The following is a 25,476-nucleotide window of genomic DNA, read 5'->3' as shown; positions in this document are numbered from 1 at the left end:
GGTGGAGGAGCTGGCCGCCGCCTTCCCCGTGCGTCGCAGGCAAGGTGGAGTTCGGCGTGCTGTCGAGCTGCCCTCATGGATGGGGCGTGGAAATGTGCGGGCCGGTGGTGCCGTGGTGCCGTGTTGCCGGCGGTGCTGGTGGTGCCGGTGCCTGTGGTTCTGTTGTGGTGGCGCGGTCGGGTTGGTGAGGTGAGATGGTGATTAGGCCGATTGGTCGTTGATGGGAACTTGATGGCGGGCACCTTTGGGCTGCCCCGGCATCGGTCGCACGGGCGGGGCAGCTCGACAGTGTGGCGCGGCAATGGTGTCGGTTGGTCGTGGCGGTCGGTTGGTCTGGTGCGGCGCGGTCGTGGCGTGGGTCGGTCGTGGTGTGTGTCGGTCGTGGCGTGGGTCGGTCGTGGCGTGTGTCGGTCGTGGCGTGTGTCGGTCGGTCGGTCGTGGCGTGGGTCGGTCGTGGCGTGTGTCGGTTGGTCGTGGCGGGGCGCGGTCGTGGTGTGAGTGGCGCGGCAGTCGCTCGAGCGGATTCGTGATGGGCGTCGGCGGTGAGGTGGGGCGAGGCGGGCGGGGGTGAGATGAGGAGCGACGACGCTGTTCCCCGCGCGACGGCTTCTCCCGCTGAAAAGGGTTCACTACCTTGCAGGTAATCGACAGAGCGTTATTGGGCTGTCACTGTCGAGTAATGACGAGCGTACTGCCGGCGAGAGTAGCGGTACGTGCTCTCCTCCGGTGGCTTCGCCAAGCCACATGATGTCGACAGGAGTGAATCGATGTCTGATTTTACCGTCGTGCAGGCCGGCAACTTCTTCCGCGCTCGGCCGGATCGCCTCATTGATGTGGGTGAAGGTCAGGTTGCGGTTCGCAGTATTGGCGAAGGGCCAGACGTGCTCTTCGTGCATGGTTGGCCAGTTAGTGGGGCAACGTTCCGGAGCCTGCTGCCGTTTTTCGTTCCGCACTTTCGATGTCACATCATTGATCTCGTCGGGGCAGGGGACAGCCGCTTCGACCAAACCGCTCGCATCGATGTCGCCACGCACGCGGCGGCGGTACGGCGCGTCGTAGACACCCTTGCCCTTGATGATGTGGGGGTTGTCGGCCATGACAGCGGTGGGCTCATCGCGCGAAGCGCCCTGGCGGGCGATCCTCGCGTCCGCTCCTGGGGTCTGATCGACACCGAGCAGCCGCAGGGGGCCCACTGGCGCCTCTCGCTGCTGTTCGCCACCCGCCACCTACCCGGATTCGAGCGGCTGCTCACGACGGCGTTGAACATCAGACTACTGCGGCGAAACCGATTCGTTCTCGGTGATGCCTTTCATGACCGAAACCTGCTGGACGGAGACTTCGCGCAATTCTTTCTGCGGCCCCTCAAGGATAATGCTGATCTGCGTTGGGCCTTCGGCCAGTTTCCCCGGAACTTCGACTTCTCGGCTTTCGACGCTCTCGCTGGCCTGCATTCCCGCATCAACGTCCCCGTCCAGCTGGTCTGGGGTGCCGACGACCCCTACTTCCCGGTGGCCTGGACGCGCGCGATGATGTCCGGTTTCCGGGGTGAGGTTCGCCTGCACGAAGTTCGGCGGGGCAAACTCTTCGTCCACGAGGAGTTCCCCGAAGAAGTAGCCGCCGCGCTGACGCCCACGCTGGCCGCGCCCCACCACGGCTCAGGAAGAGTCAGCCCGGACCGGACCATGCGCGGGTAGCAGGCCGCACCGTGCGCGGGTAGCAGGCCGCACCGTGCGCGGGTAACCGGCCGCCGTGGTGGGCGGTAGGTCGCGCCCGTACACCTGCGGACACCGGCACGCCCTGCGGCGGTGGCCGTGGCCGGCGGCGGGTGAGGCTGAGGAGAGCTTCCCGCCGCCGGCCACGGGCCGGTCGGAGTCAGGCCGGGGTCAGCTCGTCGGGAAGTTGTCGGGGGTGCTGATCCGGCTGCGAAGGAGATTGCCGGAGGCGGTCAGGTTAGCTGTCCCGGAGAAGTTGCCGCTGGTGCAGGTCCCGGGAGTGAATGCTCCACTGCCCTCGTTGGCGTCGGAGTAGGTCCAGTTCGCGTAGCCGATCTTCAGCTGGTCGAGCAGGTTGATCCAGGCGTTGGTGCTGCCCACGTCGACCCCACCATCGCCGGTGTAGTCGACGGTGCCGAACTCGGTGACGAACAGCGGGAGTGTCGCCGCCGCACGCTGTACCTCGGCGCGGTAGAGGTCCTTGTGCGACGCGGCGTAGAAGTGGAACGCGTACATGATGTTGCTGGCGTTGACCGGATTGTTGATGATCTCGTCGGCGTTGGACCCCTCGGAGACGCCGAGCGAGGACCAGCCGCGGGTGCCGACGATGATCACGGCGTCCGGGTCATTGGCCCGGATCACCGGGATGACCTGCTCGGCGTAGCTTTTGATGGTGCCCCAGCCGACCCCATTGGGCTCGTTGGCGATCTCGTAGATGACGTTCTTCTTGTCGGCGTTGCGAGAAGCGACGGCGGCGAAGAAGGTCTTCGCCCGGTCGAGGTTGTACATCGGGTCGCCCGGCGTCAGCGTGTGGAAATCGATTATCGCGTAGAGGCCGCGCTCCTCGGCCTCGTCCACGAGTTCGTTGACCCGGTTGGTGAACCACGGCGGGTTGGTCTCGTAGCCCCCCTCCTGCACGTACATGGCGATCCGGAACAGGTCAGCCCGCCACTCGTCGGCCAGCACGTTCAGCGAGGCGTCGTTGTAGCAGTTGTTGAACCACTGCAGGCCATGGGTGCTCATGCCGCGGAGCTGGATCGGCTGGTTGTACTGGTTGCACAGGTTCACGCCACAGACGTACAGCTGGCCGTTGATCGCCAACGGGGTCTGGTCGTCGCCCGGAGGCGGGGGTGGGGGCGTGCTGCCGCCGCCGACCGTCCAGACCTGGTTGGGCTGGGTGCCGCCACCGCCGAAGCAGTCCCAGATCTGGAGCCGGGTGCCGTTGCCGGTGCCCTGCTCCACCGCGTCAAGGCACTTGCCCGACTGCGGGTTGGTGATGGTGCCGTCGCCGTTGACCTGCCAGCTCTGGGCTCCGGTGCCGTTGCAGGTGTAGAGCTGCACCCGGGCGCCGTTGGCGGTGGACCCGCCGGAGACATCCAGGCACTTACCGGTCTGTGGGTTGACGAAGGTGTTGCCGGTACGGCTCCAGAGCTGGTTCCAGTTTGCGGTGCAGTCCCAGAGCTGGATCGGGGTGCTGTCGGCGGTGCCGAGGTCCAGGATGTCCAGGCACCGTCCGCTGGCCTGGCCGACGATCGTGCCGCCGTCCCCCGGCGGGGGTGGGGGCGGGGGGCTCGTCCCGATGTTCACATCAGCGGAGAAGTTGTTGACGGCCAGCCCGACGCCGCCGTTCCACGGTTCGAAGCCCGCCTGCAGGCTGGTCAGGTACCAGTCGTTGGTGACCTGGGTCCGCGCGACGACATCGTCGATGAAGTCCTTGACGTTGAACGACCAGCTGTTGATGGTCGCCGGTGCGAGGTAGGAGACGACGTCGTTGCCGCCGTTGTTACCCTGCCAGACCTCCCAGCTACGACCCCCCACAGTGGTGTTGCCGACCGGACCGCCGATCGGTTGGATCGAGCCCTGACGGTGGAACCAGATCATGATTTCCATCTGGCTCACCCCGTCAGTCTTCGGAGTCGGGTCCATCCAGATGTCGTAGGTGGCGTTGTAGGTGCCGCCCGCGTACCCGTAACTGATCGTGGACGGAACGCTGCTGACCTGGCTGAGCTGTGCCGGCAGGTTGGTCCCGGGTGAGCAGTTCTGGTAGTGACAGCCGAGCACCATCGACGGGTAGGAGAGCGGCGGCCCGGAGGTGGAGGTGGATCCCTGCTGTGAGGTGATCTGGAACCCGTTGTTGGTGGTTTCGATGCACTGCTCGGCGGCGCTGCCCCAACGGTTGTTCTGGACGATGTACTTGTCCTGGATGGTGGTGGTGCCGTACTGCTCGCAGATCGTCGCGGCTTGTGCCGGCGCTGCGGCGACCAGCGCGGTGGTGGCAGCGACCGCCAGTACGGTCAGCGCCTGGAACAGGCGTCTCATGCCTTACCTCCTTGTCTCGGTGTGCCTTTGGGAGCGCTCCAACCAACGGCACGTACCGATGTAACCATGGCGCTTCGAGATCGAGAAGAGTTGATGAAAACTTGTTTCAGGCAAGTGTCGTGCAGGTCCGGCCGTCATCAACTCTGATCTGTTCCGGTCACCGGGCTTCTGTCATGATGTCCGGCAAAGTGCGCGCACTCGCGCGACGGGGGGCAGAGGTATGACGGTGGGAACGCGCCGATGACCGTGGTGGTTGATGTTCGGCAGGTGACGGTCCGGTACGGCTCGACGTTGGTGCTGGATCGGATCGACCTCCAGGTCCCCGAGGGCAGCGCCGTCGCACTGGTCGGCGAGAACGGGGTCGGAAAGTCAACTTTGCTGCGGTGCGTCACCGGCCTGCAGGAGCCAACCGACGGTGACATCTCCGTCTTCACGGCGGTGCCGGGTCGCGGTGCGGACTTCTGGCGAGAGGTCGCCACCACAGTAGAGTCGCCGAGCTGGTACCAGGGCCTCACCGTGCGGGAACATCTCGACCTGGTTCGGGTGGTCAACGGCGGGGACCCCGATGATGGGCACATCGCCGAGCTCTGCGTCACCCTCGGCCTGGCCGGGCTCTCCGACAGCCTGCCCAGCACCCTCTCCTCGGGGCAGCGGCAGCGCTTCCTGCTCGCCGCGACCCTCGTGCGGCCCAGCCGGCTCCTCGTCCTAGACGAGCCCGAGCAACGCCTCGACACCCGGATCAAGGGTGCGGTCGCCGCGCACCTGCGCTCGTACGTGGCGGCCGGCGGCACGCTCGTGATGGCCAGCCACGACGACGGGTTCCGGGTCGGCGTCGGCGCCAGCGCGGTCGCACTCATCCGGCCGGAGGCGGAGTGACCCCGACCGCGGCCCCGGTCCGGCCGGCGGCACCGGCCACGGTTCATGCCCGCCGCTGGGTACGCCGCCGCCGGATCGCCGCCGAGGGCCGCGTCGACATCGGCGCTGTCTACGTCGTGGCCCTCACGGTGCTGATGGCCGCCGCGCTGGTCGGGAAGCCGGTGGCGCGGGTGGTCTGGCCGCCGGAGGCGTCCGGTGAGCCGGCGGTGACCCCGTTTGTCGGAGGGGTGGCGGTCCTCGCCGCCTTCTTCGTCGTGCTGCGCCAGCTCGGCCCGCTCTCGGTCAGCCGCAGTGACGCCACCTGGCTGCTGCTCGCGCCGATACCCCGGCGTACCCTGCTCGCGCCGGCGCTCGCCCTCACCACCGTCGCCGCGCTCGTCGTCGGCGCTGCCATCGGGATCGCGGTGACCGGGCGGATCGTCGCCCGCCCGGCCGAGCTCCTGGCGCTGTGGGCCGGCGGCACCACCGGCGCGGCTGGCGCGGTCTTCGTGGCGTTGCTCGCCATCGCCGGCCAGCCCCGGCCCGCCGCGGCCCGCCTCGCGGACGGCGGCGGCGTCGCGGTCGGCGCGGGCAGCCTCGTCGTCGCCGCCGCGCTCGGCGCGGCCGGCGGGCCGGGCCTGCCCACCTTGCCGATACCACCCGTGGTGGTGCTTACCGCCGGTGGCGCCGCCTTGGTCACGGGGCTGTTCCTGGTCGGGTTGACGTTGCGGACGGTGGAGAGTTGGCCGGCCGCGCCGATCGCGGAGGCGTCGATCAACGCGGGCGCGTACGCCGATGTCGCGTACGCGGTCGAACCCTCCTACCTCGCCGAGATGAGTGCCCGCCGGTTCTGGCGCAGCCGGACCCGGGTCCGGACGACGCGGCTGTTGCCGACCCGCTGGCTCTCTCCGCTCATCGCCCAGGATCTGATCATTCTGCGCCGGAAGGCGCCGCGGCTCTGGTGGCCGGTGGGCTCGGTGGCCGTCCCCGTCTACCTCGCCGAGGGGCCGGTATGGCTGCTGCTCGGCGTGGTCCTGATCGGCGCGCTGGGCGCCGCCGGCTTTACCGGGGAGTCCACGCACAGTGACGCCGCGAACCCGGCGATATTGCGCCTGCTCGGTCTCACGGGCCGTCGAGTGGCCGCCGCGCGACTCGTGGTGCCCGCCGTCATCGCTGGTGGTTGGCTCGCGATCACCCTGGCCGTGTTGCAGGGCCTCGGGGCGCTCGCCGGGCCGTGGTGGGTGCTCGGTCTGCTGGCGGGGCCGGCCGTGGCGGCGGGCGCCTACCAGCGGGCGAAGGCGAGTGCCGCCTCGCTCGGCACCATCCTGGTCGACACGCCGCTCGGGGCGTTTCCGGCCGGGATGCTGCTCTGGCTGGTCAATGGGGTCGATGTGCTGGCCGTGCTGACGCTGCCGGTCTCGGTCGGTCTGGTGCTGCTGCCGGCGCCGGAGGTGCTCGGCTGGCCGTGGCTGCTCGCGCAGGCGGTCAGTTCGGTGCTGGGGTGCGCGCTGCTGGTGCGGCTCTCCGCCCGCACCGCTGGTTCACTCTGACCCCGCCACTGGTACGGGCTGGAGCGGCCGAGTCCGGCTGACTCGAAGTTACTGCGGCTGCAGTCAGCCGGACTACCTGGCCGTCAGCCGTCAGCCGTCAGCCGTCGCGAACTTACGGTCGATGTAGATGAGGGCATCGCCGACGGGGCGCTCGTCGCTACCGCTCGGCTGATTGACCAAAGCGCCATCGACAGACATCGTGGTTGATCCACCGCCATCCAGGTTGACCGCGTTGTGCATACCGAGCGCGGCGGCGACCGTGGCGGTCTCGGTCATGGTGGTGCCCACGCTGGTGGTCTGTCGACCATCGATGGTCACGAGCATGATCTTGCCGTCGAGGGTGGTTCCGGCGATGGTGCGCGGGTGGCGCGCGAAAAAGCCGTCCGAGTCGGTGGGTGCGACGACCTGCCCGTCCTTAATCAGCCGGTAGCGGCCGTTCACGGCGAACGTCCCGGGGCGCAGCGGAACCTTCTTGCCCGCCTCGTCCCGCAGGGAACTGGAGTACTTCACGCAGCCCTGCGCCACGGCGAGCAGATCCGTCGTTTCCCGCCCGGTCGCCTGGAGGGAGGTCTGGTCCGGGGTGAGAGTCGTGCCGCGGGTGGTCGTGGTCCGGACCACACAGCCCTTACGGTCGAGGACGACCTCAACGCCCGGCCCGGACGGCGTGCTGGCGGCGAACTCCGGCGTGAATCGCACCGTGTCGCCGGAGTCGGCGCACTGGGTCGGGTCTGGAAGTTCAGTGCAGGCGTCCGGGACAACCGGTGGGTGGTTGAGGTACTCCAGCGGAAGGCTGACCTTGGTCTGGGCGTTGCGGACGTCACCGGTCCACTGCAGTTGGCCCATGAGCACCTCGTGGTGCTTGGCGTCGAGGACCAGAGCCACCTCCGCGGCGTCACCGGTGGGCTCGCTGAGCAGCTGCCCGCCGTACACCCCGAGGCCAACGGGGTCGCCGGGATACTCGGCGCTGGCGGTGAAGGTGAAGAACGAGGCGTTGACCCCGGCCAGCGCGTCAGACTCGCGGACGAGGTCGGTGGTCTTTTCGACTCCGGCCAGGTCGGATCCGTAGGTCGCGGCGAGGTGCCCCCGGCTCTGCCTGGGGTCGATGGTCAGGACATTGACCACCCACGGGCCACGGGGGGTGTCGCCGATCTGGTCGATCGGTGCCGGTTCGGTGCCTCGGACGATCCGGGTCAGCGTTACGCCCTGGGCGAGGGTCTCGGTGCTGCGGCTCTCGGCCAGGTCGGAGTCGCCGATGGGCAGGGTGGCCTCGTCCGCCGAAACCGGCGTGGGGGTGGTGGTGAGTCCAAGCAGGGCTGCTCCAAGCAGGGCTGTCGCCACCGTGGCCGCGCTGCGGCGCGGGTGCGGAAACCTGTTTCTCATCTTTGCCATCCCTCCATGCTGTCCAGTGCTGGGGAACTCACCAGAGCAGCGATGCGAAAGGTACGTCAATAGTTGGTTAGCGCTGGGTGTGGTGAGCCCGGGCCACAACGTCGCTGCCGCCGGTCCAGAAGGGCCGGTCCGGGTGTCGTCGGTGCCGTGCGGCGCTGCCGCCCAGGGGCGCGGTCACGGAGAGTGAAACCGTGTAGCTGGCGGCGGTGACACTTCCATGCGCGCCACCCTTGGCCTGAAAAATAGCTACTGACTGCTAAATTGTTCGAATTACCTGAAGTAGGCGCATGGTTATGTTTCCGGGCCTTGCTGCTCAACCGATGGGTTCGCATTCTCGGCCTGATTTCCGTGGGCGATCGGATGACCAAATTGGCGACGATCGGTCAACCCGGGCCAACCGAATAGGGCGGTATAGTTTCCGGCTAACTTGTGGCTGTCTCCCGTGGAGAGTGTCGATGGAAGAATCCGAGGATCCGCGCCCTTACCACGTCGTGATGAACGACGAAGAGCAGTACTCGATCTGGCCGGACGGGTCGGAGCTTCCGGCCGGCTGGCGCACGGTGGGCTTCAGCGGCGATCGTGCCAGCTGCCTGGCGCACATCGACGAGGTCTGGACCGACCTGCGCCCGCGTGGGCTACGGGAGTGGCTGGAGGCCCAGGGCTGACCCACGCCGTACCCCGCCTACCGCCGCGGGCGCTCCGGTTAACCGGGGTGCCCGCGGCTATTTTGTTCGGCCCGCGGGTCACTTTCTTCGCCGTCGGCTACTCCCGAGTTACGCGTCGGGAGATGGTTGACATTGTCCCGAAAATAGCCGGATCGCCCGTCAGCTGTCGGCTAACCGTTAAGCGGCTCAGGTCAGGCTTGTCGGTTGGTTGACAGGTCTTGAATATTGCTCGTAGTTTCTTTTCATCTCCGGCCCATGAGTGTTGCTCAACGTGAGGCCGGCGGAATTTGTGGTTCTCCGTTCCACTGTTCTGTAGCTGTCTTTCGGTGTTGCGACGCGAAGGAGTGCACAGTGTGGGCAGGGCCCCTCGACGCCCGTAACGACCCGGACCCGATGCCCACCACCACAGTCGGTGGCACCGTGCCGGACCTCGTGGACGCCGTGGCGCGGCGGCAGCCGGACGCGGTCGCGGTGGTCGGTGGGGACGGGGAGATGCTTACCTACCGTGAGCTGACTGAGCGGTCCAACACCCTGGCCCATCGGCTCGTCGCTGGGGGTATCCGGCCGGACGAGCCGGTGGCGGTGCTCCTCCCCCGCTCGGTGGAGCTCGTCGTCACCCTGCTCGCCATCCTCAAGGCCGGCGGTGGGTATCTGCCGCTTGACCCGATCGACCCGCCGGCGCGGATCCGGCGCTTGCTCGCCGTTGCCGGGGACCCACCGGTGCTGGCCACCGCCGAGGTGCCGGGTGCCAGGCGGCTGTTCCGCCTGGACCAGCCCAGCGTGGCCGCCTCAACCGGCCCGGCCGGGTCGACCAGTTTGGCCGCGTCGACGAGTTTGGCCGGGTCGACGAGTTTGGCCGCGTCAACCGGCGTCGCACCGCGGCGACTTCACCCCGCTGGCCTCGCCTACGTTAACTTCACCTCCGGCTCCACCGGCACGCCGAAGGGTGTCGCCGTTACCCACTCCGCCGTGGTTCGCCTGGTCCACCAGCCTGGCTACCTGCGCCTGGGGCCCACCGAGGCAGTCCTTCAACTCGCCCCGGTCGCCTTCGACGCGGCGACCCTGGAGATCTGGGGTGCGCTCTCCAGCGGGGCCCGGCTCGTGCTGGCCCCACCCGGTGCGCTGGAGCTCACCGAGCTGGCGCGGCTGCTGCGCCGGGAACGGATCACAGTCCTTTGGCTGACCGCCGGTCTCTTTCACCAACTGGTGGAGTTTGATCCGGACTGCCTCGCCGGGGTCGGGCAGCTCCTCGCGGGCGGGGACGTGCTCGCTCCGGAGGCGGTCCGCCGGGCACTGCGAGCGCGCGATGGGGCAGTCCTGATCAACGGGTACGGGCCAACGGAGAACACCACCTTCACCTGCGTGCACCCGATGACGGACGCGGAGTCCGTGCCGGACCCGGTGCCGATCGGCCGGCCGGTGCCCGGGAGCACCGTGTACGTTCTCGATCCGGCGGGACGGCAGGTACCCGTCGGGGTTCCCGGTGAGTTGTACACCGGCGGTGCCGGGGTCGCCCGGGGATACCTCGGTCGCCCGGGGGCCACGGCGGCGGCCTTCCTTCCCGACCCGTTCGACCCCCGCCCCGGGTCCCGGATGTACCGCACCGGGGACCGGGTCCGCTGGCGGCCGGACGGCACCCTCGACTTTCTCGGCCGAATCGACGAACAGGTGAAGATCCGCGGGTTCCGGGTCGAGCCGGGCGAGGTCGCGGCGGCGCTGCGGGCTCACCCCGCCGTGGGGGACGCCGCTGTCCTGGTGGACGGGGAGGGGGAACGGCGCCGGTTGCTGGCGTACCTGACGCCCCGTTCCGGTAAGTCGGCCCCGACCTCCCAGGAGCTGGCCGAGTACGCGGCCGACCGGCTCCCGGCCCACCTCCGACCGGGGGCCTACCTGGTCCTTCCCACGCTGCCCCTGACCCGCAGCGGCAAACTCGACCGGCGGGCGCTGCCCCGAGCCGAGCCGCCCGCAGCGGGGCTCGGCACCGAGGTGACCGATCCGGTCCAGGTACGCCTGGCCGCCCTCTGGGCCGATCTCCTCGGCGCCAGCCCCTCCGCCCCAGACGACGACTTCTTCGCGCTGGGCGGAAACTCCCTGCTCGCCACCCGGCTGACCTTCGTCGTCGCCGATCGGTTCGGGGTGCACCTGCCGGTACGCGTCGTCCACGAAAACCCAACCCTCGCCCGGCTGGCCGGCATCCTCGGCGCGCACGCCGAAGCGCAGCCGGTCAACGCCGGGGTACGTCGGCTGGCGGATGGACCGACGGCAACGCGGCCCGGCGTGGGAACGAGCACCGAGTCCCACCTCCTGCCGGCGTCGCTCGGCCAGCGTCGGTTGTGGATGCTCGATCAGCTGACGCCGGGGACGGCGACATACCACATCGCCTGGGCGGTCGAGCTGACCGGCCCGCTCGACGTGGCCGCGTTGGAGTCGACCCTGAGCTGGCTGGTTGACCGGCACGAAACCCTCCGGACTCACTTCACGGCGGTCGACGGAGAACCAGCCCAGCTGGTCGGGCCCGCCACACCGGTCCGGCTGCCGGTCGTCAACGCCGGTTCCGACGACGCCGGTCGGGAGCGGGTCGACGCCGGCTCCGACGACGCCGGTCGGGAACGGGTTGACGGCCGCTCCGACGACGCCGGTCGGGAGTGGGTAGACGCCGCGGTCCGGGAGCTGGTGGACGCGGCAGCCCGGGAGCCCTTCGACCTGGCGACTGGCCCGTTGGCCCGGTTCGGGCTCATTCGGCGGAGCCACGAGAAGCATGTTCTCACCGTCGTGGTGCACCACAGTCTCGCCGATGGTTGGTCGTTCGACATCCTCTTCCGCGAGCTGGCCGTCGGGTACGCGGCGGCAGTCGCCGGTGCCCAGCCCGACCTGCCCGCCCCGCAGGTGCGGTACGGGGACTTCGCGGTCTGGCAGCGGGAGCAGGCCGACCGCGGCGCCTTCGCGGCCGACATCGACTTCTGGCACGCGGAGTTGGCCGGGGCCCCGACCCTGCTCGACCTCCCCGCCGACCGGACCACCGCACCGGCCTGGTCGACAACGCCGACGTCACCAGGCTCATCGCCCGGTCCGGGTGAGCAGTCCGACACCGGCGGCGAGGTGGTCTTCACCATCCCCGACGAATTGACCACCCGGCTGCGGGCGAGCCGGGACGGCACCCTGTTCACCCGGCTCCTGGCCGGCTTCCAGACCCTCCTGCATCGGCTCACCGGGGCCGACGATCTGCTGGTAGCGGTCCCGGTGGCCGGGCGTACCCGGCCAGAGACCCGGGACGTGGTGGGCTTCTTCGCCAACACCATCGCCGTGCGGGCCCGCTTCGCCGACCGGTCCGACTTCACCGATCTCCTCGCCCAGGCCCGAGCCTCGGGCATCGCCGCACAGACGCGGCAGGACGTGCCCTTCGACCGGGTCGTGGACCGTCTCGCCCCGACCCGCAGCCTCGCCCACAGCCCGCTGGTGCAGGTGATGTTCGCCCTCGACGAGCCACCGCCGGAGGTCACGGTGGCGGGGCTGCGGATCGCCCCCCGGCTCTGGGAGAACGGCACGGTCAAGTTCGACCTGACCCTCACCGTGGAGGACCGCCCCGACGGACTGCGTGGTCGCCTCACCTACCGCACCGATCGCTACGAGGCGAACCGGATCCGCCGTATCGCGCAGCGGTATCTCACTCTGCTCGCCGCCGCCCTTGACCGGCCCGGCACCCCCGTCCGTGAGCTACCCCTGCTCGACTCGGCCGAACGGGCTCGGATCCTGCGGGACGGCAACGACACTGCACTGCCCCTGCCGGACGTGGCCAGCGTCGGTGAACTACTCGACCGGTTCCCCCCGGCCGACCCGGGTGCGGTCGCGGTCACCGGTCCGGATGGTGCCCTGTGCCACCGGGACCTCGCCACTCGCGTCAATCGCCTCGCCCATCTGCTCCGCGCCCACGGTGTCGGCCCGGACGTCCCGGTCGGGCTCTGCCTCGGCCGGGGCACCGACCTGGTGGTCGCGCTCCTCGCCGTCTGGCGGGCCGGCGGTGGGTACCTGCCGCTCGACCCGGCACTGCCCGTCGGCCGGCTGGCCACCATGCTGGCCGACGCGACCCCGCCGGTGCTGCTCACCGATCCCGCCGGGACGCCCCTCATCAGCGATGCCACCGCCGCTGCCGGCACCGCCCCCGTGGTACTCCGGGTTGACCAGCTCGACCCGGATCTGCCGACGGACCCGCCGCCGGTCGTCGGCCACCTGGACGGCCTCGCCTACCTGCTCTACACCTCCGGCTCCACCGGCGCACCCAAGGGCGTCGTGGTCACGCACCGTGCGGTGATCAACCATCTGGTCGGCTGCCACCAGGCGTTCGGGCTCACCGCCGCCGACCGAGTCGCGGCGATCACCACCCCGGCCTTCGACATCTCCCTGGTCGAGCTGGTGCTGCCGCTGTTGGCCGGGGCGCGCGTCGAGATCCTTGACGCGGCGACCGCCCAAGATGCCAGCGCGTTGCGGGTCGCCTGTGGGCAGCGGGGTGTCACCGTCCTCCAGGCCACCCCGGCGACCTGGCGGATGCTGGTCACCGCGGCGGGCGTACCAGCCGGGGTGCGGTTGCGGATCAGCGGCGGTGAGGCGCTGGCCCGCGACCTGGCCGACGCGTTGCGTGCCGACGGTGCCCGGGTCCTCAACGGGTACGGGCCGTCGGAGACCACCGTCTACTCCTCGGCCGGGTTGGTGGGGGAAACCGGCCCGGTCGACCTGGGACGTCCCCTCGCCAACACCCGGATCCTGCTGCTCGACGCCGCCGGCCAGCCGGTACCGGACGGTGTGGTCGGAGAGCTCCACATCGGCGGCACGGGAGTGGCGCGGGGATACCACGGTGACCCGGGCCGTACCGCGGCCCGGTTTCGCCCCGACCCGTTCAGCCCGCGCCCCGGCGGGCGGCTCTACGCCACCGGCGACCTGGCCCGTCGGCTCCCGAACGGGCGCCTTGTCTACCACGGCCGCGCCGACCAGCAGGTCAAGGTGCGGGGATTTCGGATCGAACTCGGCGAGATCGAGTCAGCGCTGCGCGACCAGCCCGGCATCCGGGACGCCGTGGTGACCACCTGGGGCGGGGACGCCGACGTCCGGCTCGCCGCGTACGCGGTCGCCGAACCCGCCGCCGTTGACCCGGCGTCGATTTGGCCAGCGATCCGCGCCGGTTTGGCCCGGCGACTGCCGGCACACATGGTGCCAGCCACGCTGGTCCTGCTCGACGCGCTGCCCCGTACCGCGAACGGCAAACTGGATCGGCGGGCGCTGGCCGAGCCGACCTGGCGGGAGACCACCGCCAGCGGCCCAACCGCCCCCCGTACCCCGGTCGAAGCGCGGCTCGGCACGCTCTGGCAGGACGTGCTCGGCCGGACCGAGGTCGGTGTGCACGACAACTTCTTCGCCCTGGGTGGACACTCCCTCACCGCGACTCGGCTGATCGCCCGCATCCGCACCACCTTCGGTGTCGAGTTGGCGCTGCGGAGCCTCTTCGCCGCCCCCACCGTCGCCGAACTCGCGGTCGAGATCACCGCTGCGGGCTCCCCCGGTAAACCGCACCGGATCGGTAGCGCCGACACCAGCCCCAAGTACCTGCTCGCCTCGCTCGACGACCTCTCCGACCGCGAGGTTGACGAGCTCCTGGACAGTCTGATCGCCGAGGAGGGCGCATGAACAGGCGCAGAGAACGTGTGGTCGTCGTCGGGGCCGGCCTGGCCGGTTCACTCGCCGCGCTGTACCTCGCCCGGCAAGGCCACGAGGTGGAGGTCTTCGAGCGACGCCCGGACCCCCGTTCCGCGCTGGCCCAACCGGAGGGCCGGTCGATCAACCTGGGGCTCTCCGCCCGGGGGATGCGGGCGCTGGACGGGGTGGGGCTCCTCGCTGACGTACTCAAGCACAGCGTGCCGATGCGCGATCGGGTGGTGCACTCGCCGGAGGGCGGGGTGCGGGCCCAGCCGTACGGGGTGCGCGAGCACGAGATCCTCCACTCGGTACTCCGGGAGGAGCTGATCTCCCTGGTGGTGACCGCCGCCGAAGCCGAACCGGGGGTGCGGTTCCACTTCGACCACGTCTTGACCAGTCTGGACCGGGAGGTCGGCACTGTGCAGGTCGCGCCCACCACCGGCGGCGAGCCGAGAACAGTCACCGCGGAGCTGATCGTCGGTGCCGACGGGGCTTTCTCCACCGTCCGACAGCAGCTGCAGCACGGGCTGCGCGCCAACCACGCCCAGGAGTTCCTGCCCTGGGGATACAAGGAGCTGACCATCCCGGTCGGTGCCGACGGTCAGCCCCGGGTCCGACTGGAGGCGCTGCACGTCTGGCCCGGTCACGAGGCGATGATGGTCGCTCACCCCAACCGGGACGCCTCGCTGACCTGCACGCTCTTCATGGCGTACGAGGGCCCGGTGAGCTTCGCCGCCCTCGACACCCCAGCGGCGATCCGGGACTTCTTCCGCCAGCGCTTTCCCGACGCCGAGGAGCTGATGCCCGACCTGGTCCGGGAGATCGCCGAGCACCCGGTCGGGCACCTGGTCACCGTCCGGACCGCCCCCTGGCGGTACGCGGACCGGGTGGTGCTGATCGGTGATGCCGCACATGCTGTCTACCCGTTCTACGGCCAGGGCATGAACTCGGCTTTCGAGGACTGCGTGGTCCTCGACGAATGTCTCACCGCACACCCCGACCGGGCCACCGCGCTGGCCGCCTACGAGGCGGCCCGGAAGCCGCACACCGACGTGCTCGCGGACCTGTCCACCACCAACTTCGAGGACCTGCGGGATCGGGTGCACCGGTTCGGCTACAGCGCCTCCGCTGCCGCCGACCGAGTGCTCGCCCGGCTGTTGCCGCAACGCTGGGTGCCGCTGTACGCGATGGTCGCGCACACCACCATCCCGTACGCCGACGCGCTGGCCCGCGCCAACCGTCAGGACCGTATTCTGCGCCGGGCCGGTGCCGGGCTCGTCCTGGCCACCGGTCTGGTAGCCACCGCCGCCGCCCGAGGCGTCGGCCGTCGTCGCCGCGCGACCCGGCGGTGAGGGCGGTGCTGACGGCTCCGGGCAACCCCGAACAGATTCTGCTCACCGAGGCCGATCTGGATGCCGACCCACTGCATCCGCTGTTGGCCGGGGCGGTGGACCAGGTGCGGGCCGTGGTCGCCTGGGCCCGGCAGTACCTCTGTGTACCCCATCCGGAACTGGGCCGTAAGGGCCCGGTCTGTCCGTACGCCCAGGGCTCCCTGGACCGGGGCATCTTCTACCTGGCGGTGCAGCGCGGGGAGACCGTCAACGAGACCGAGTTGGACGAGGTGCTTGCCGGCTACCAGGACTGGTTTCACCACCTGGAACCGCGCACCGGGCCGTCCGCCCAGTTCAAGACGATCTTGCTTACCCTCCCGGACCTGCCCGGCGACGTTGCCCGGCAGGTCGTGGATCGGACCCAGCTGCGGCTCAAACCGAACTACACCGACCAGGGGTTGATGCTCGGTGAGTTCCACGACGGTCCGCCGGCCAAGGGCGGCCTGTGGAACCTGGACTTCCGGCCACTGCGCAGCCCGGTTCCGATGCTGGTGGTCCGGTACATGGTCGCCAGTGATCTGCCGTTCCTCGCCGACGACCCGGTGACCCTCGCCAGCTACCTGCGGTACTTCGGGCACGGCGGCCCGGCGTCGCTGCGCGGGCAGGTCCAGGCGGCCGCCCAACGGCACGGCCTGCCACTGCCCGAACCCAGCACCGACATCGGCATCCTGCACCCGAACACGAACCAGGGGGTTCGATGACGACCGCCGACTCCACCGCACCCGGCAGCGGTGGCAAGCGTGCCCTGCTGGCCCGCCTACTCGCCGAACGGGCCCAGGCACCCCGCAGCTACCCGGTCTCCTTCGGCCAACAGCGGCTGTGGTTCCTGGACCGCTTCACCGGGGGCATCCCGGTCTACAACATCCCGGTCGCCTTCCAGGTGCACGGCCCACTGGACGTCGCGGCGCTGCGTACCGCACTGACCACGCTCGTCAACCGGCATCCGGCGCTGCGCACCACATTCAGCGACTCCGGCGGCGAACCAGTGCAGGTGGTGCGACCGACCGGCGAGGTGGATCTCACCGAGACAGACTTGACCGGGCTGGCGGCGGAGCAGCGTGAGGCTGAGGCCACCGCGCTCGTCCGCGCGCACGCCGGGAAACCGTTTGACCTGGCCGGAGGCCCGCTACTGCGGGTGACGGTGATCCGGACCGACCCGGATCGGCACCACGTGGCGTTCTGCGTGCACCACATCGTCTTCGATGCCTGGTCGATCGGGGTGCTCTTCCAGGAATTGGAGACCGCGTACGCGGCGGCGTTGGCGGGTGCCCCGGTCCACCTGCCCGACCTGCCCACCCAGTACGCCGACTTCACCGTCTGGCAGCGGGAGCGGCTCGCCGGTGAGGCGCTGCGCCGACAGCTCGACCACTGGGTTTCGCACCTGCGTGGGGCGCCGGCCCTGCTCAGCCTCCCCACCGATCGGCCCCGCCCGGCCAATCGCTCGTATCGGGGCGCCTGCCACTACGTCACCGTCCCGGCAGCGGCCGTTCGGCGGGTCGAGGAGTTTAACCAGAGCGCCGGGGTCACCATGTTCATGACCCTGCTCGCCGTGTTCCAGGCGGTGTTGTCCCGACACAGCGGGCAGGACGACATCGTGATCGGCGCTCCGGTCGCCGGTCGGGAGCACCCCGACCTGGAGCGGCTGGTCGGCTTCTTCGTCAACACGCTTGCCCTGCGGGTGTCCTCCGCTGGCTCCCCCTCGCTACGGCAACTCGTCAACCGGGTACGGGAGGTGACCCTCGTCGGTCTCGGAAACGCCGAGGTGCCGTTCGAGAAGGTGGTTGAGGAGCTGCAGCCGGAACGCAGCCTCGCCCACGCACCGATATTCCAGGCCCAGCTGATCCTGCAGAACGCCCCGCAGAACGCTTTTCGGCTCGCCGGCTGTACGACCACCTCCCTGCCGGTCGACAGCGGTACCGCCAAGTTCGACCTCACCCTCGCCGGTGAGCTGACCGCCGAGGGCGCGCTGCGGTTGGCCTTCGAGTACGACACCGATCTGTTCGAGGTCGGCACGGTCGACCGGCTGGCCCGGCACCTGTGCACCCTGCTGGACGCCGCGGTCGCCGAGCCGGATCGGCCCCTGACGCGACTTCCGCTGCTCAGCGGAGTGGAGCGGTGGCGTGCCGTGGTCGAGTGGAATCAGACCGACCGGGGCGCGTTGCCGGTTGACACCCTCCTGGACCTGCTCCCCACCGACCCCGCCGAGTCCGGCGCTCCGCCCGCGGTCACCGGTCCGGACGGCTACCTGGACCGGGCCGGGCTGCACCGGCGGGCCGGACAGATCGCCCGGCGACTGCTCGCCGCCGGCGTCGCCCCGGACACCCCGGTCGGCATCTGCCTGGATCGGGGGGTCGACCTGGTCGCCGCGGTGCTCGGCGTGTGGCGGGCCGGGGCCGGCTACCTGCCGCTCGACCCCACCCTGCCCCCGGAGCGGCTGCGCCACCTGCTCGCCGACTCCGGCACCCGGGTCGTGCTGACCCACCGGGCGGTCGTCGCGCGGCTCGGCCCGGTGCTGGCGGACTCGGTGACGGTGCTGCTCGACGACGCCACCGATGCCCCCGGACCAGCTGAGCCACTGCCGGCGGTCCCGGCGCATCCGGACGGACTGGCGTACCTGATCTACACCTCGGGTTCGACCGGTCGGCCGAAAGGGGTGGCGGTCCCGCACCGCAGCGTGACCAACCTCGTTGCCTCCTTCCACGATGACCTGGACCTGACGCCCGAGGACCGGTTCGCCGCGGTCACCACCCTGTCGTTCGACATCTCGGTGCTGGAACTGCTGGTGCCGCTGCTGCTGGACGTCCCGCTGCTGGTCGTGGGCGCCGACGAGGTCGGCGACGGGCCGGCCCTGCGTCGTCGGCTCACCGAAGCTGGGATCACCGCCATGCAGGCGACCCCGGCGACCTGGCGGTTGCTGCTGGCCTCCGGCGGGGTGCCGCCGGCGCTGCGGCTGCGCCTCTGCGGCGGTGAGGCCCTGCCCCGGGACCTCGCCGATGCCCTTCAGGCCGACGGCGGGACCCTGTGGAACTGCTATGGGCCCACCGAAACCACCGTCTGGTCCGCGGCGGCCCCCGTGGCGCCGGTTCCGGCCACGGTGGACCTCGGTTCACCGATCGCCAACACCCGGATCTACCTGCTCGACGAGGCGTACCAGCCGGTGCCGGTGGGCGTGGTGGGAGAAATCCACATCGGCGGCTCCGGTGTGGTGCGCGGATACCACGGCCGACCCGGCCTGACCGCCGATCGGTTCGTGCCCGACCCGTTCGCCGACCACCCCGGCGCCCGGCTCTACGCCACCGGTGACCTGGCCCGGCAGCGCGCCGACGGGCGGCTGGAGTTCCTTGGCCGCACCGACCATCAGGTCAAGGTGCGCGGGTTCCGGATCGAGTTGGGTGAGATCGAGTCCCTGCTCCGGGGCCACGATCTGGTGGCGGACGCGGTCGTCCGCACCTGGGCCGGACGGGACGGCGACACCCGCCTGGTGGCGTACGCCGTGCCGGCGCCCGGCGTCGACCCGAACTCCCTCGCCGACCAGGTCCGTGCCGACCTGGCCGGCCGGCTGCCGGAGTACATGCTTCCCGCGGCGCTGGTGCCGATGACCGCGTTGCCGCTCAACGACAACGGCAAGATCGACCGGACCGCCTTGCCCATCCCCACCTGGACCGACCCGCGGGTGGAGCGGGTCGCCCCCCGCGACCCCCTCGAGCAGCTACTCACCGGGATCTGGCAGGAGGTACTGCAGGTCGAGCGGATCGGTGTGCACGACGACTTCTTCCGCCTCGGCGGGCACTCCCTCCTCGGTGCGCAGGCGTTGAGTCGGATCGGCGCCGCGCTGGAGACGGAGGTGCCGATCCGGATCCTCTTCGAGGCGCCGACGATCGACGCGATGGCCCGCGCACTGCGCGGCAGGGAGGAGGTAGCCGGCCAGGTCGACGCCGTCGCCGCCCTTCGGATGGAGGTGGCCGACCTCTCCGACGAGGAGCTGAAGGCCCTGCTGGGTGGCCCGGAATGAGCGCCTCCGGGCCCGACCGCGAACAGCTGATCCGGGAACTGGTGGCCCGCCGGGGACTGGCCCGCCGGACGCAGCCGGCTGGGATCCCGCCGCGGGACCCGGCTGCCCGGGTGCCGCTCTCCCCGATGCAGGAGGGCATGTGGTTCCTTGACCAACTCCAGCCCGGAAGCGCCGCGTACGTGCTCAGCCAGGCCGTACGGGTCACCGGCCGGTTGGACCCTGTCGCGCTGCAGTCCGCGCTCGACGAGGTCGTCGCCGCGCACGATGCCCTCCGGACCAGGTTCGTGCAGCGGGACGGAGAGGTGGAGCAGGTCGTCCTGCCCGCCACCGACCCGGCAGCCCGGTGCCAGCTCGTCGTGGAGGAGCTGACCGCGGTGGCGCCCACCGCCCGCGAGGCCGCCGCGACCGCCGTCGCCAGTCGGGAGAGTGAAACGCCGTTCGACCTGGGCCAGGCACCCCTGCTGCGGGTCCGGTTGGGGCGGCTGGACGGTGCCGAGCACCTGTTGGTGGTCGCCCTGCACCACATCATCGCCGACGAGCGGTCCCTCGACATCGTGCTCGATGGACTCCTCGACGGCCACCACCGCCGGCTCACCGGGGCAATCGCCTCGACCGCTCCGCCAGCCACGCACTTCCCCGACCATGTGCTCTGGCAGCGGGACTGGTTGGCCAGCGCCGCCGCCGACCGGGCGCGGGAGTTCTGGGCCGACCGGTTGGCGGGCTGCTCCGGCGTGCTCGACCTGCCAACCGACCGGCCGCGACCCGCCGCCCTGACCTTCGCCGGCAGCACCCACGGCTTCGCCTTCACCGACGATTTGATCGCGGCGCTCGACGGCTTGGCGCAGCGGACCGGCTGCACCCGCTTCATGATTCTGCTCGCCGGTCTCCAGGTGCTGCTGGCCCGCCTCGCCGGCACGGACGACGTCTGCGTCGCCGCCCCGGTGACGTTGCGCGCGACCCCGGCGCAGCAGGAGATGGTGGGCCTGCTCGTCAACAGCCTGCCGCTGCGTACCGACCTGTCCGGAGACCCGACGCTGGCCGAGGCGCTGGCCCGGGTCCGGCGTACCTGTGTGGAGGCCCTGGCGCACGCCGAGTTGCCCTTCGAACGGATCGTCGAGACCGTGCGGTTGCCCCGCGACCCGAGCCGAAACCCACTCTTCCAGGTGATGCTGGTCCTGAACCAGGCCAGCGCCGCCGGTCCGCGGGCGGGTCTCGCCGTTCGCCCGGTGCCGGTGCTGCGGGAGACCGCCCGGCTGGAGCTCACCGTGGCGGTCCACGAGTCCGCGGCCGGCCTCAACGCCCTGGTCGACTACAACACCGACCTCTTCGACCCGGTGACCATCGCCCGGTTCGTCGACCGGTTCCGGTCCGTGCTGTGGGCGTTGGCCACCCGGCCGCAACTGCGCCTCTCCGCGCTGGAGCTGGTCGGCCCCGCCGAGCGACGCGACCTGACCTCCTGGAACAACACCGACCGGGCGTACCCGGATGGGTTGGGGCTGCACGAGCTGGTCCGCGCACGGGCGGCGGCCGACCCGGACGCACCCGCCCTGCTGGACATCAGCCCGGGTGAGCCGGACCGACCGGCCCTGACCTACGGCCGGCTGGACGCCGACGCCGACCGGCTCGCCGCGCACCTGCGCCACTGTGGGGTCCGCCCCGACCAGCCGGTGGGGCTCGCGTTGGCCGCCGGCCGGGCCGCCGTCACCGGCATCCTGGCGATCCTCAAGGCCGGCGCCGGCTTTCTTCCGGTCGACCCCAGCCACCCCCCGGCCCGGCTGCGGGCCCTGCTCACCGCCGCCGGCGCCCCGGTCTGCCTGGCCGACGCCGAGCTCGCCGTCACCCTGGCCGCCGGGCCGGACCCGCACGACGACCCGCCGTACGCCGGTACCGTGCTCGCGGTTGGTCCTGATGGTCAACCGGTCGACGCGGGCTCGACCGGGAAGCCGCCACCTGCTGCTCCCCGGCCGACACACCCGGACCAGCTCGCCTACGTCATCCACACCTCCGGCTCCACCGGCACGCCGAAGGGGGTGATGGTCAGCCACCGCACGGCCGTCAACCTGGCCCTGGCCTTCGTCGACCTGCATCGCATCGGTCCCGGCGACCGGCTGCTCATGCTGCCCCCACTGAGCTTCGACGCCGCCGTCGGTGACCTCTTCCCGGCCCTGGTCAGCGGAGCGGCGATCGTGGTGCACCGGCAGCCGGCCGCGATCACCGGAGCGGGCCTGGTCGAGCTGTGCCGGACCCACGGCCTCACCCTGGTCGACACCGCCGCGCCGCTCTGGGCCCGCTGGGTCGCCGACCTCGCCGCGCGGCCCGGTGCGCTCGATGTCGGCGCGTTGCGGGCCATGATGGTCGGTGGGGAACCCGTGGACCTGGCGACGGTTCGTCGTTGGGCGGGGCTCACCGCCGGCCGGGTCACGCTGCACAACCACTACGGCCCGACCGAGGCGACCGTCTGCGCCACCACATACGCCACCGTGGACGCCGCCGAACTGCCCGGCCTGACCCGGCTGCCGATCGGCCGCCCGGTGCCCAACGTCCAGGTGCACGTCCTCGATCCAGACCTGCGGCCGGTGCCGATCGGCCTCGCCGGTGAGGTCTGGATCGGCGGTACGGCGCCTGCCCGCGGATACCTCGACAATCCCGGTGAAACCGCGGACCGCTTCGTCCCGAACCCGTACGGCCCCGCCGGGTCGCGGCTCTACCGCACCGGCGACCTCGCCCGGCACCGTGCCGACGGCAGCCTCGAATTCCTCGGCCGGAGCGACCAACAGGTCAAGATCCGGGGCCATCGGATCGAGCTCGGCGAGGTCGAGGCGGCCTGCGCCGCCCTGCCCGGGGTGCGCCGTACCGCGGTGGTCGTCGACCACGCCCCGGCCGGCCCCCGGCTCGTCGCCTACCTGGTCGCCGAGGACGCGACCCCGGTTGGCCCCGAGGCGCGAGTCGTGCTGCGCCGTCGGCTGCCGGAGTACCTCGTCCCCACCGCCATCATCCGGGTGCCCGACCTGCCCACCAACCGGCACGGCAAGCTCGACCTGGCCGCCCTGCCCCGACCGGAGGAGATCGACCGGGCTGGGCACGAGCCACCGAGCACCCCGACCGAGCAGACGCTCGCCGGCATCTGGGCCGAGCTGCTCGACACCGGCCCGGTGGGCAGGCACGACAACTTCTTCGACCTTGGTGGACACTCCCTGCTCGCGGCGAGTCTGGCGACCCGGATCCGGGCCGCGCTCGGGGTGGAGCTGCCGCTACGGGCGCTCTTCTCCACCGCCGACCTCGCCGGACTCGCCGCCGTTCTCGACGGCGCCGGTCCCACCCCGGACGGCGACGTCGACCTGCTCCGGGCCGAGGCCCGGCTCCCCGCCGACCTGGCCGTACCGTCCGGGATGTCGACGGCGCCGGCACAGGCGGTGCTCTGTACCGGGGCGACCGGCTTCCTCGGGGCGCACCTGCTCGCCGACTGGCTCGCCCACAGCTCCGCCACCGTGCACTGTCTGGTCCGGGCGGACACCCCGACCGCCGCGCTCGACCGGGTCCGCGGCAACCTGCGCCGGTACGGCCTCTGGCGGCCGGAGTACGCCGCCCGCCTGATCGGCGTCCCCGGCGACCTCGGCGCACCCCGACTCGGCCTGAGCGGGGCGGACTTCGCCGAGCTGGGCGAGGGACTGGATACGATCGTGCACAACGGCGGCGTGGTCAACTTCGTCGCGCCGTACGCGACGCTGCGCCCGGCGAACGTCGGTGGCACGGTGGAGGTGCTCCGGCTGGCCAGCGCCGGCCGCCCCAGCGCGGTGCACCTCGTCTCCACCCTCGGGGTCTTCGTCACCCCGTCGCACCGCGGCACGCTGGTGCGTGAGGGCGACATCCCGGCCGACTGCGACGGGTTCCCCGACGGCTACAACGCCAGCAAGTGGGTGGCCGACGCGTTGGTCCGGGCCGCCCGGGAGCAGGGGTTGCCGGTCAGCGTGCACCGGCCCGCCCGGATCACCGGGGACGCCGACAGCGGCCTCGGCAACACCGACGACTACTTCAGCCGGCTGCTGAAGACCTGCGTGCAGCTCGGCGCCGTGCCGGAGATCGACGACCCCGCCGACCTCGCGCCGGTCGACTACGTCGGGGCCGGCATCGGGCACCTGACCCGGGCGGGCGCGACCACGGACCACCACTACTACAACAACCGGACCATGTCGTACGCCGCTCTGGCCGACGCGCTGGTCAGCTTCGGCTACCCGGTGACCTCGGTGCCGTACTCGCGCTGGCGGGCGGCGCTGCTGGAGCGTCCGGACGCCGCGCTGGCCCGGCTCGCCCCACTCTTTGATGCGGACACTCCGGTTCGGACACAACCCGACTTCGACTGCACCGGCACCGAGGCGACGCTCGCGGCGGCCGGGATCACCTGCCCACCGGCCGACGAGCGGTTGCTGCACACCTACCTGTCGGCGTTCGTGGCCGCCGGTTTCCTCGACCCACCGCCCGGGAGGGGCCATGGCTGAGCGTACGGTGCCCACCGCCCGGTGGGCCGCGGTCTGGCTCGGCCAGCTCGTCTCCCTGGTTGGGTCAAGCCTGACCGCGTTCGTCCTCGGGGTCTGGGTCTATCAGCGCACCGGTTCGGTCACCCAGTTCTCGCTGATCTTCCTTGCCGCCACCCTGCCGGCGGTCCTGTTCGCGCCGTTCGCCGGGGCGCTGGCCGACCGGCGGGACCGCCGCAGCCTGATGCTCGTCGCCGACACCGTGGCAGCGGCCGGGACGGCGGCGCTCGCCGCGCTGGTCGTCGCGGACGCCCTCCAGGTCTGGCACATCTACCTGGGTACCGCGGTGACCGCGACCGCCTCCACCGTGCATCAGGTCGCCTACCAGGCGATGACTCCGGCGTTGGTCGGCAAGCGACAGTTGGGTCGGTTCAACGGGCTGATGCAGGTCTCCCGGGCGGTACAGATCGCCGCGCCCCTGATCGCTGGGGTGCTGGTGGTGACCGTCGGGATCGGCGGGGTAATGGCGATCGACCTCGGTACGTTCGTGGTCGCGGCCTCGACCCTGCTGTTGGTCCGGCTGCCCGCCGAGGTAACCCGCCCGGCCGGACCCGGTCCGGCCGAGGCGGTACTGCGGGGAGCCGCCGCCGGCTGGCGGTATCTGCGGCAACGGCCCAGCCTGCTTGCGCTCATGGTGGTCTTCGGCGCCTTCAACTTCCTCTTCGGCATCGCCGGGGTCCTGGTACAGCCACTGATCCTCTCGTTCGCCACCGCGGACACCCTCGGTCTGCTGATGTCCGCGGGAGGCGCCGGTCTCTTCGCCGGCAGCCTGGTGATGGGGGTGTGGGGCGGGCCGACCCGCCGGGTCACCGCTGTCTGCGGCGGACTCGCGCTCGGGGGAGTGGCGCTCGCGCTGCACGCGGCGGCCCCGTCCGCCTGGCTGATCGGGGTGGTGGCCCCGCTCTTCCTCTTTACCCTGCCGATCGTGAACAGCTCCACCATGACCCTGATCCAGACCAAGACCGAGCCCTCCGTGCTGGGCCGGGTGCTCGCCACCTCCCGGGTGATCGGTGACGCCAGTGTGCCGCTGGCGTACGTGTTGGCGGGGCCGATCGCCGATGGTCTCTTCGAGCCGCTGCTGCGCCCGGAGGGGTTGCTCGCCGACTCGGTCGGCCGGGTGATCGGCACCGGGGAGGGCCGCGGTATCGCGCTGCTCTTCGCGGTCACCGGGGTGGCGATGGTGCTCCTCGCCGCGTTCGCCTGGACCCGACCGGTGCTGCGCGGGGCCGACGATCTCCCCGACGCGCTCCCCGACGACCCTCCGGGTCCCGACGAGCCCGCGGGTCCCGACGTTCTCCCCGACGACACTCCGGGTCCCGGGACCGTCTCCGCCGACCGCCAACCCGCCACCTGAAGGAGCCCTGCC

The 25,476-nt window shown here is 71.0% G+C and carries 12 protein-coding genes; 10 read left to right on the top strand and 2 right to left on the bottom strand.

Features of this window, described 5'->3' with window-relative positions; translation table 11 throughout:
- Nucleotides 1-767: 767 nt before the first annotated feature.
- The gene (locus SALPAC4_RS0108995; protein ID WP_027645075.1) at nt 768-1,694 is read left to right on the top strand and encodes an alpha/beta fold hydrolase; all 927 of its coding nucleotides are present in this window, start codon (nt 768-770) and stop codon (nt 1,692-1,694) included.
- 189 nt (nt 1,695-1,883) lie between these two features.
- Here the strand turns inward: SALPAC4_RS0108995 and SALPAC4_RS29120 are convergent, their stop codons facing one another.
- Nucleotides 1,884-4,031, bottom strand: coding sequence for a GH12 family glycosyl hydrolase domain-containing protein (locus SALPAC4_RS29120; protein WP_027645076.1), 2,148 nt, complete (start codon nt 4,029-4,031; stop codon nt 1,884-1,886).
- Nucleotides 4,032-4,271: 240 nt separating this feature from the next.
- Between SALPAC4_RS29120 and SALPAC4_RS0108985 the strand changes: the two genes are divergently transcribed.
- A complete protein-coding gene (locus SALPAC4_RS0108985) occupies nt 4,272-4,907 on the top strand; it encodes an ABC transporter ATP-binding protein (protein WP_019870043.1) in 636 nt (211 codons plus the stop codon).
- Nucleotides 4,904-6,436: a DUF6297 family protein gene (locus SALPAC4_RS0108980; protein ID WP_019870042.1), complete on the top strand. Its 1,533-nt coding sequence runs from the start codon at nt 4,904-4,906 to the stop codon at nt 6,434-6,436. The genes SALPAC4_RS0108985 and SALPAC4_RS0108980 overlap by 4 nt, the downstream gene beginning before the upstream one ends.
- Before the next feature lie 90 nt (nt 6,437-6,526).
- On the opposite strand, the gene SALPAC4_RS0108975 is transcribed toward SALPAC4_RS0108980, so the two are convergent.
- Complete coding sequence (locus SALPAC4_RS0108975; RefSeq protein ID WP_027645077.1) at nt 6,527-7,774, bottom strand: phosphodiester glycosidase family protein; 1,248 nt, start codon at nt 7,772-7,774, stop codon at nt 6,527-6,529.
- A gap of 506 nt (nt 7,775-8,280) precedes the next feature.
- Here SALPAC4_RS0108975 and SALPAC4_RS0108970 point away from each other — a divergent pair.
- The 7 genes from SALPAC4_RS0108970 (at nt 8,281) to SALPAC4_RS0108940 (ending at nt 25,464) form a co-directional block, all read left to right on the top strand.
- Nucleotides 8,281-8,490 carry an MbtH family protein gene (locus SALPAC4_RS0108970; protein WP_026323559.1) on the top strand — a complete coding sequence of 70 codons (210 nt, stop codon included), beginning with the start codon at nt 8,281-8,283 and terminating at the stop codon, nt 8,488-8,490.
- A 351-nt stretch (nt 8,491-8,841) separates the two neighbouring features.
- A complete protein-coding gene (locus tag SALPAC4_RS0108965; RefSeq protein WP_019870040.1) occupies nt 8,842-14,166 on the top strand; it encodes a non-ribosomal peptide synthetase in 5,325 nt (1,774 codons plus the stop codon).
- Nucleotides 14,163-15,527: an FAD-dependent oxidoreductase gene (locus tag SALPAC4_RS0108960; RefSeq protein ID WP_027645078.1), complete on the top strand. Its 1,365-nt coding sequence runs from the start codon at nt 14,163-14,165 to the stop codon at nt 15,525-15,527. Before SALPAC4_RS0108965 ends, SALPAC4_RS0108960 begins: the two co-directional genes overlap by 4 nt.
- 5 nt (nt 15,528-15,532) lie before the next feature.
- Nucleotides 15,533-16,267 (top strand): DUF6875 domain-containing protein, encoded by a 735-nt coding sequence (locus SALPAC4_RS0108955; RefSeq protein ID WP_019870038.1) that lies wholly within the window; start codon nt 15,533-15,535, stop codon nt 16,265-16,267.
- Nucleotides 16,264-19,578, top strand: coding sequence for a non-ribosomal peptide synthetase (locus SALPAC4_RS0108950; protein WP_019870037.1), 3,315 nt, complete (start codon nt 16,264-16,266; stop codon nt 19,576-19,578). Before SALPAC4_RS0108955 ends, SALPAC4_RS0108950 begins: the two co-directional genes overlap by 4 nt.
- On the top strand, nt 19,575-24,074 hold the full coding sequence (locus tag SALPAC4_RS0108945; protein ID WP_019870036.1) for a non-ribosomal peptide synthetase: 4,500 nt from the start codon (nt 19,575-19,577) through the stop codon (nt 24,072-24,074). Before SALPAC4_RS0108950 ends, SALPAC4_RS0108945 begins: the two co-directional genes overlap by 4 nt.
- Nucleotides 24,067-25,464 (top strand): MFS transporter, encoded by a 1,398-nt coding sequence (locus tag SALPAC4_RS0108940; protein WP_019870035.1) that lies wholly within the window; start codon nt 24,067-24,069, stop codon nt 25,462-25,464. Before SALPAC4_RS0108945 ends, SALPAC4_RS0108940 begins: the two co-directional genes overlap by 8 nt.
- Nucleotides 25,465-25,476 lie beyond the last annotated feature (12 nt).

Source organism: Salinispora oceanensis (assembly GCF_000383575.1).
GTDB classification, from domain to species: domain Bacteria; phylum Actinomycetota; class Actinomycetes; order Mycobacteriales; family Micromonosporaceae; genus Micromonospora; species Micromonospora oceanensis.
The sequence above is the reverse complement of the archived record's forward strand: the minus strand, read 5'-3'. Positions and strand labels throughout refer to the sequence as shown.

Excerpts from the sequence above, each read along its gene's own strand:
- SALPAC4_RS0108945 (WP_019870036.1), top strand. The coding sequence starts at position 19,575 with ATGAGCGCCTCCGGGCCCGACCGCGAACAGCTGATCCGGGAACTGGTG.
- SALPAC4_RS29120 (WP_027645076.1), bottom strand. The coding sequence starts at position 4,031 with ATGAGACGCCTGTTCCAGGCGCTGACCGTACTGGCGGTCGCTGCCACC.
- SALPAC4_RS0108995 (WP_027645075.1), top strand. The coding sequence starts at position 768 with ATGTCTGATTTTACCGTCGTGCAGGCCGGCAACTTCTTCCGCGCTCGG.
- SALPAC4_RS0108950 (WP_019870037.1), top strand. The coding sequence starts at position 16,264 with ATGACGACCGCCGACTCCACCGCACCCGGCAGCGGTGGCAAGCGTGCC.
- SALPAC4_RS0108970 (WP_026323559.1), top strand. The coding sequence starts at position 8,281 with ATGGAAGAATCCGAGGATCCGCGCCCTTACCACGTCGTGATGAACGAC.
- SALPAC4_RS0108985 (WP_019870043.1), top strand. The coding sequence starts at position 4,272 with ATGACCGTGGTGGTTGATGTTCGGCAGGTGACGGTCCGGTACGGCTCG.
- SALPAC4_RS0108940 (WP_019870035.1), top strand. The coding sequence starts at position 24,067 with ATGGCTGAGCGTACGGTGCCCACCGCCCGGTGGGCCGCGGTCTGGCTC.
- SALPAC4_RS0108960 (WP_027645078.1), top strand. The coding sequence starts at position 14,163 with ATGAACAGGCGCAGAGAACGTGTGGTCGTCGTCGGGGCCGGCCTGGCC.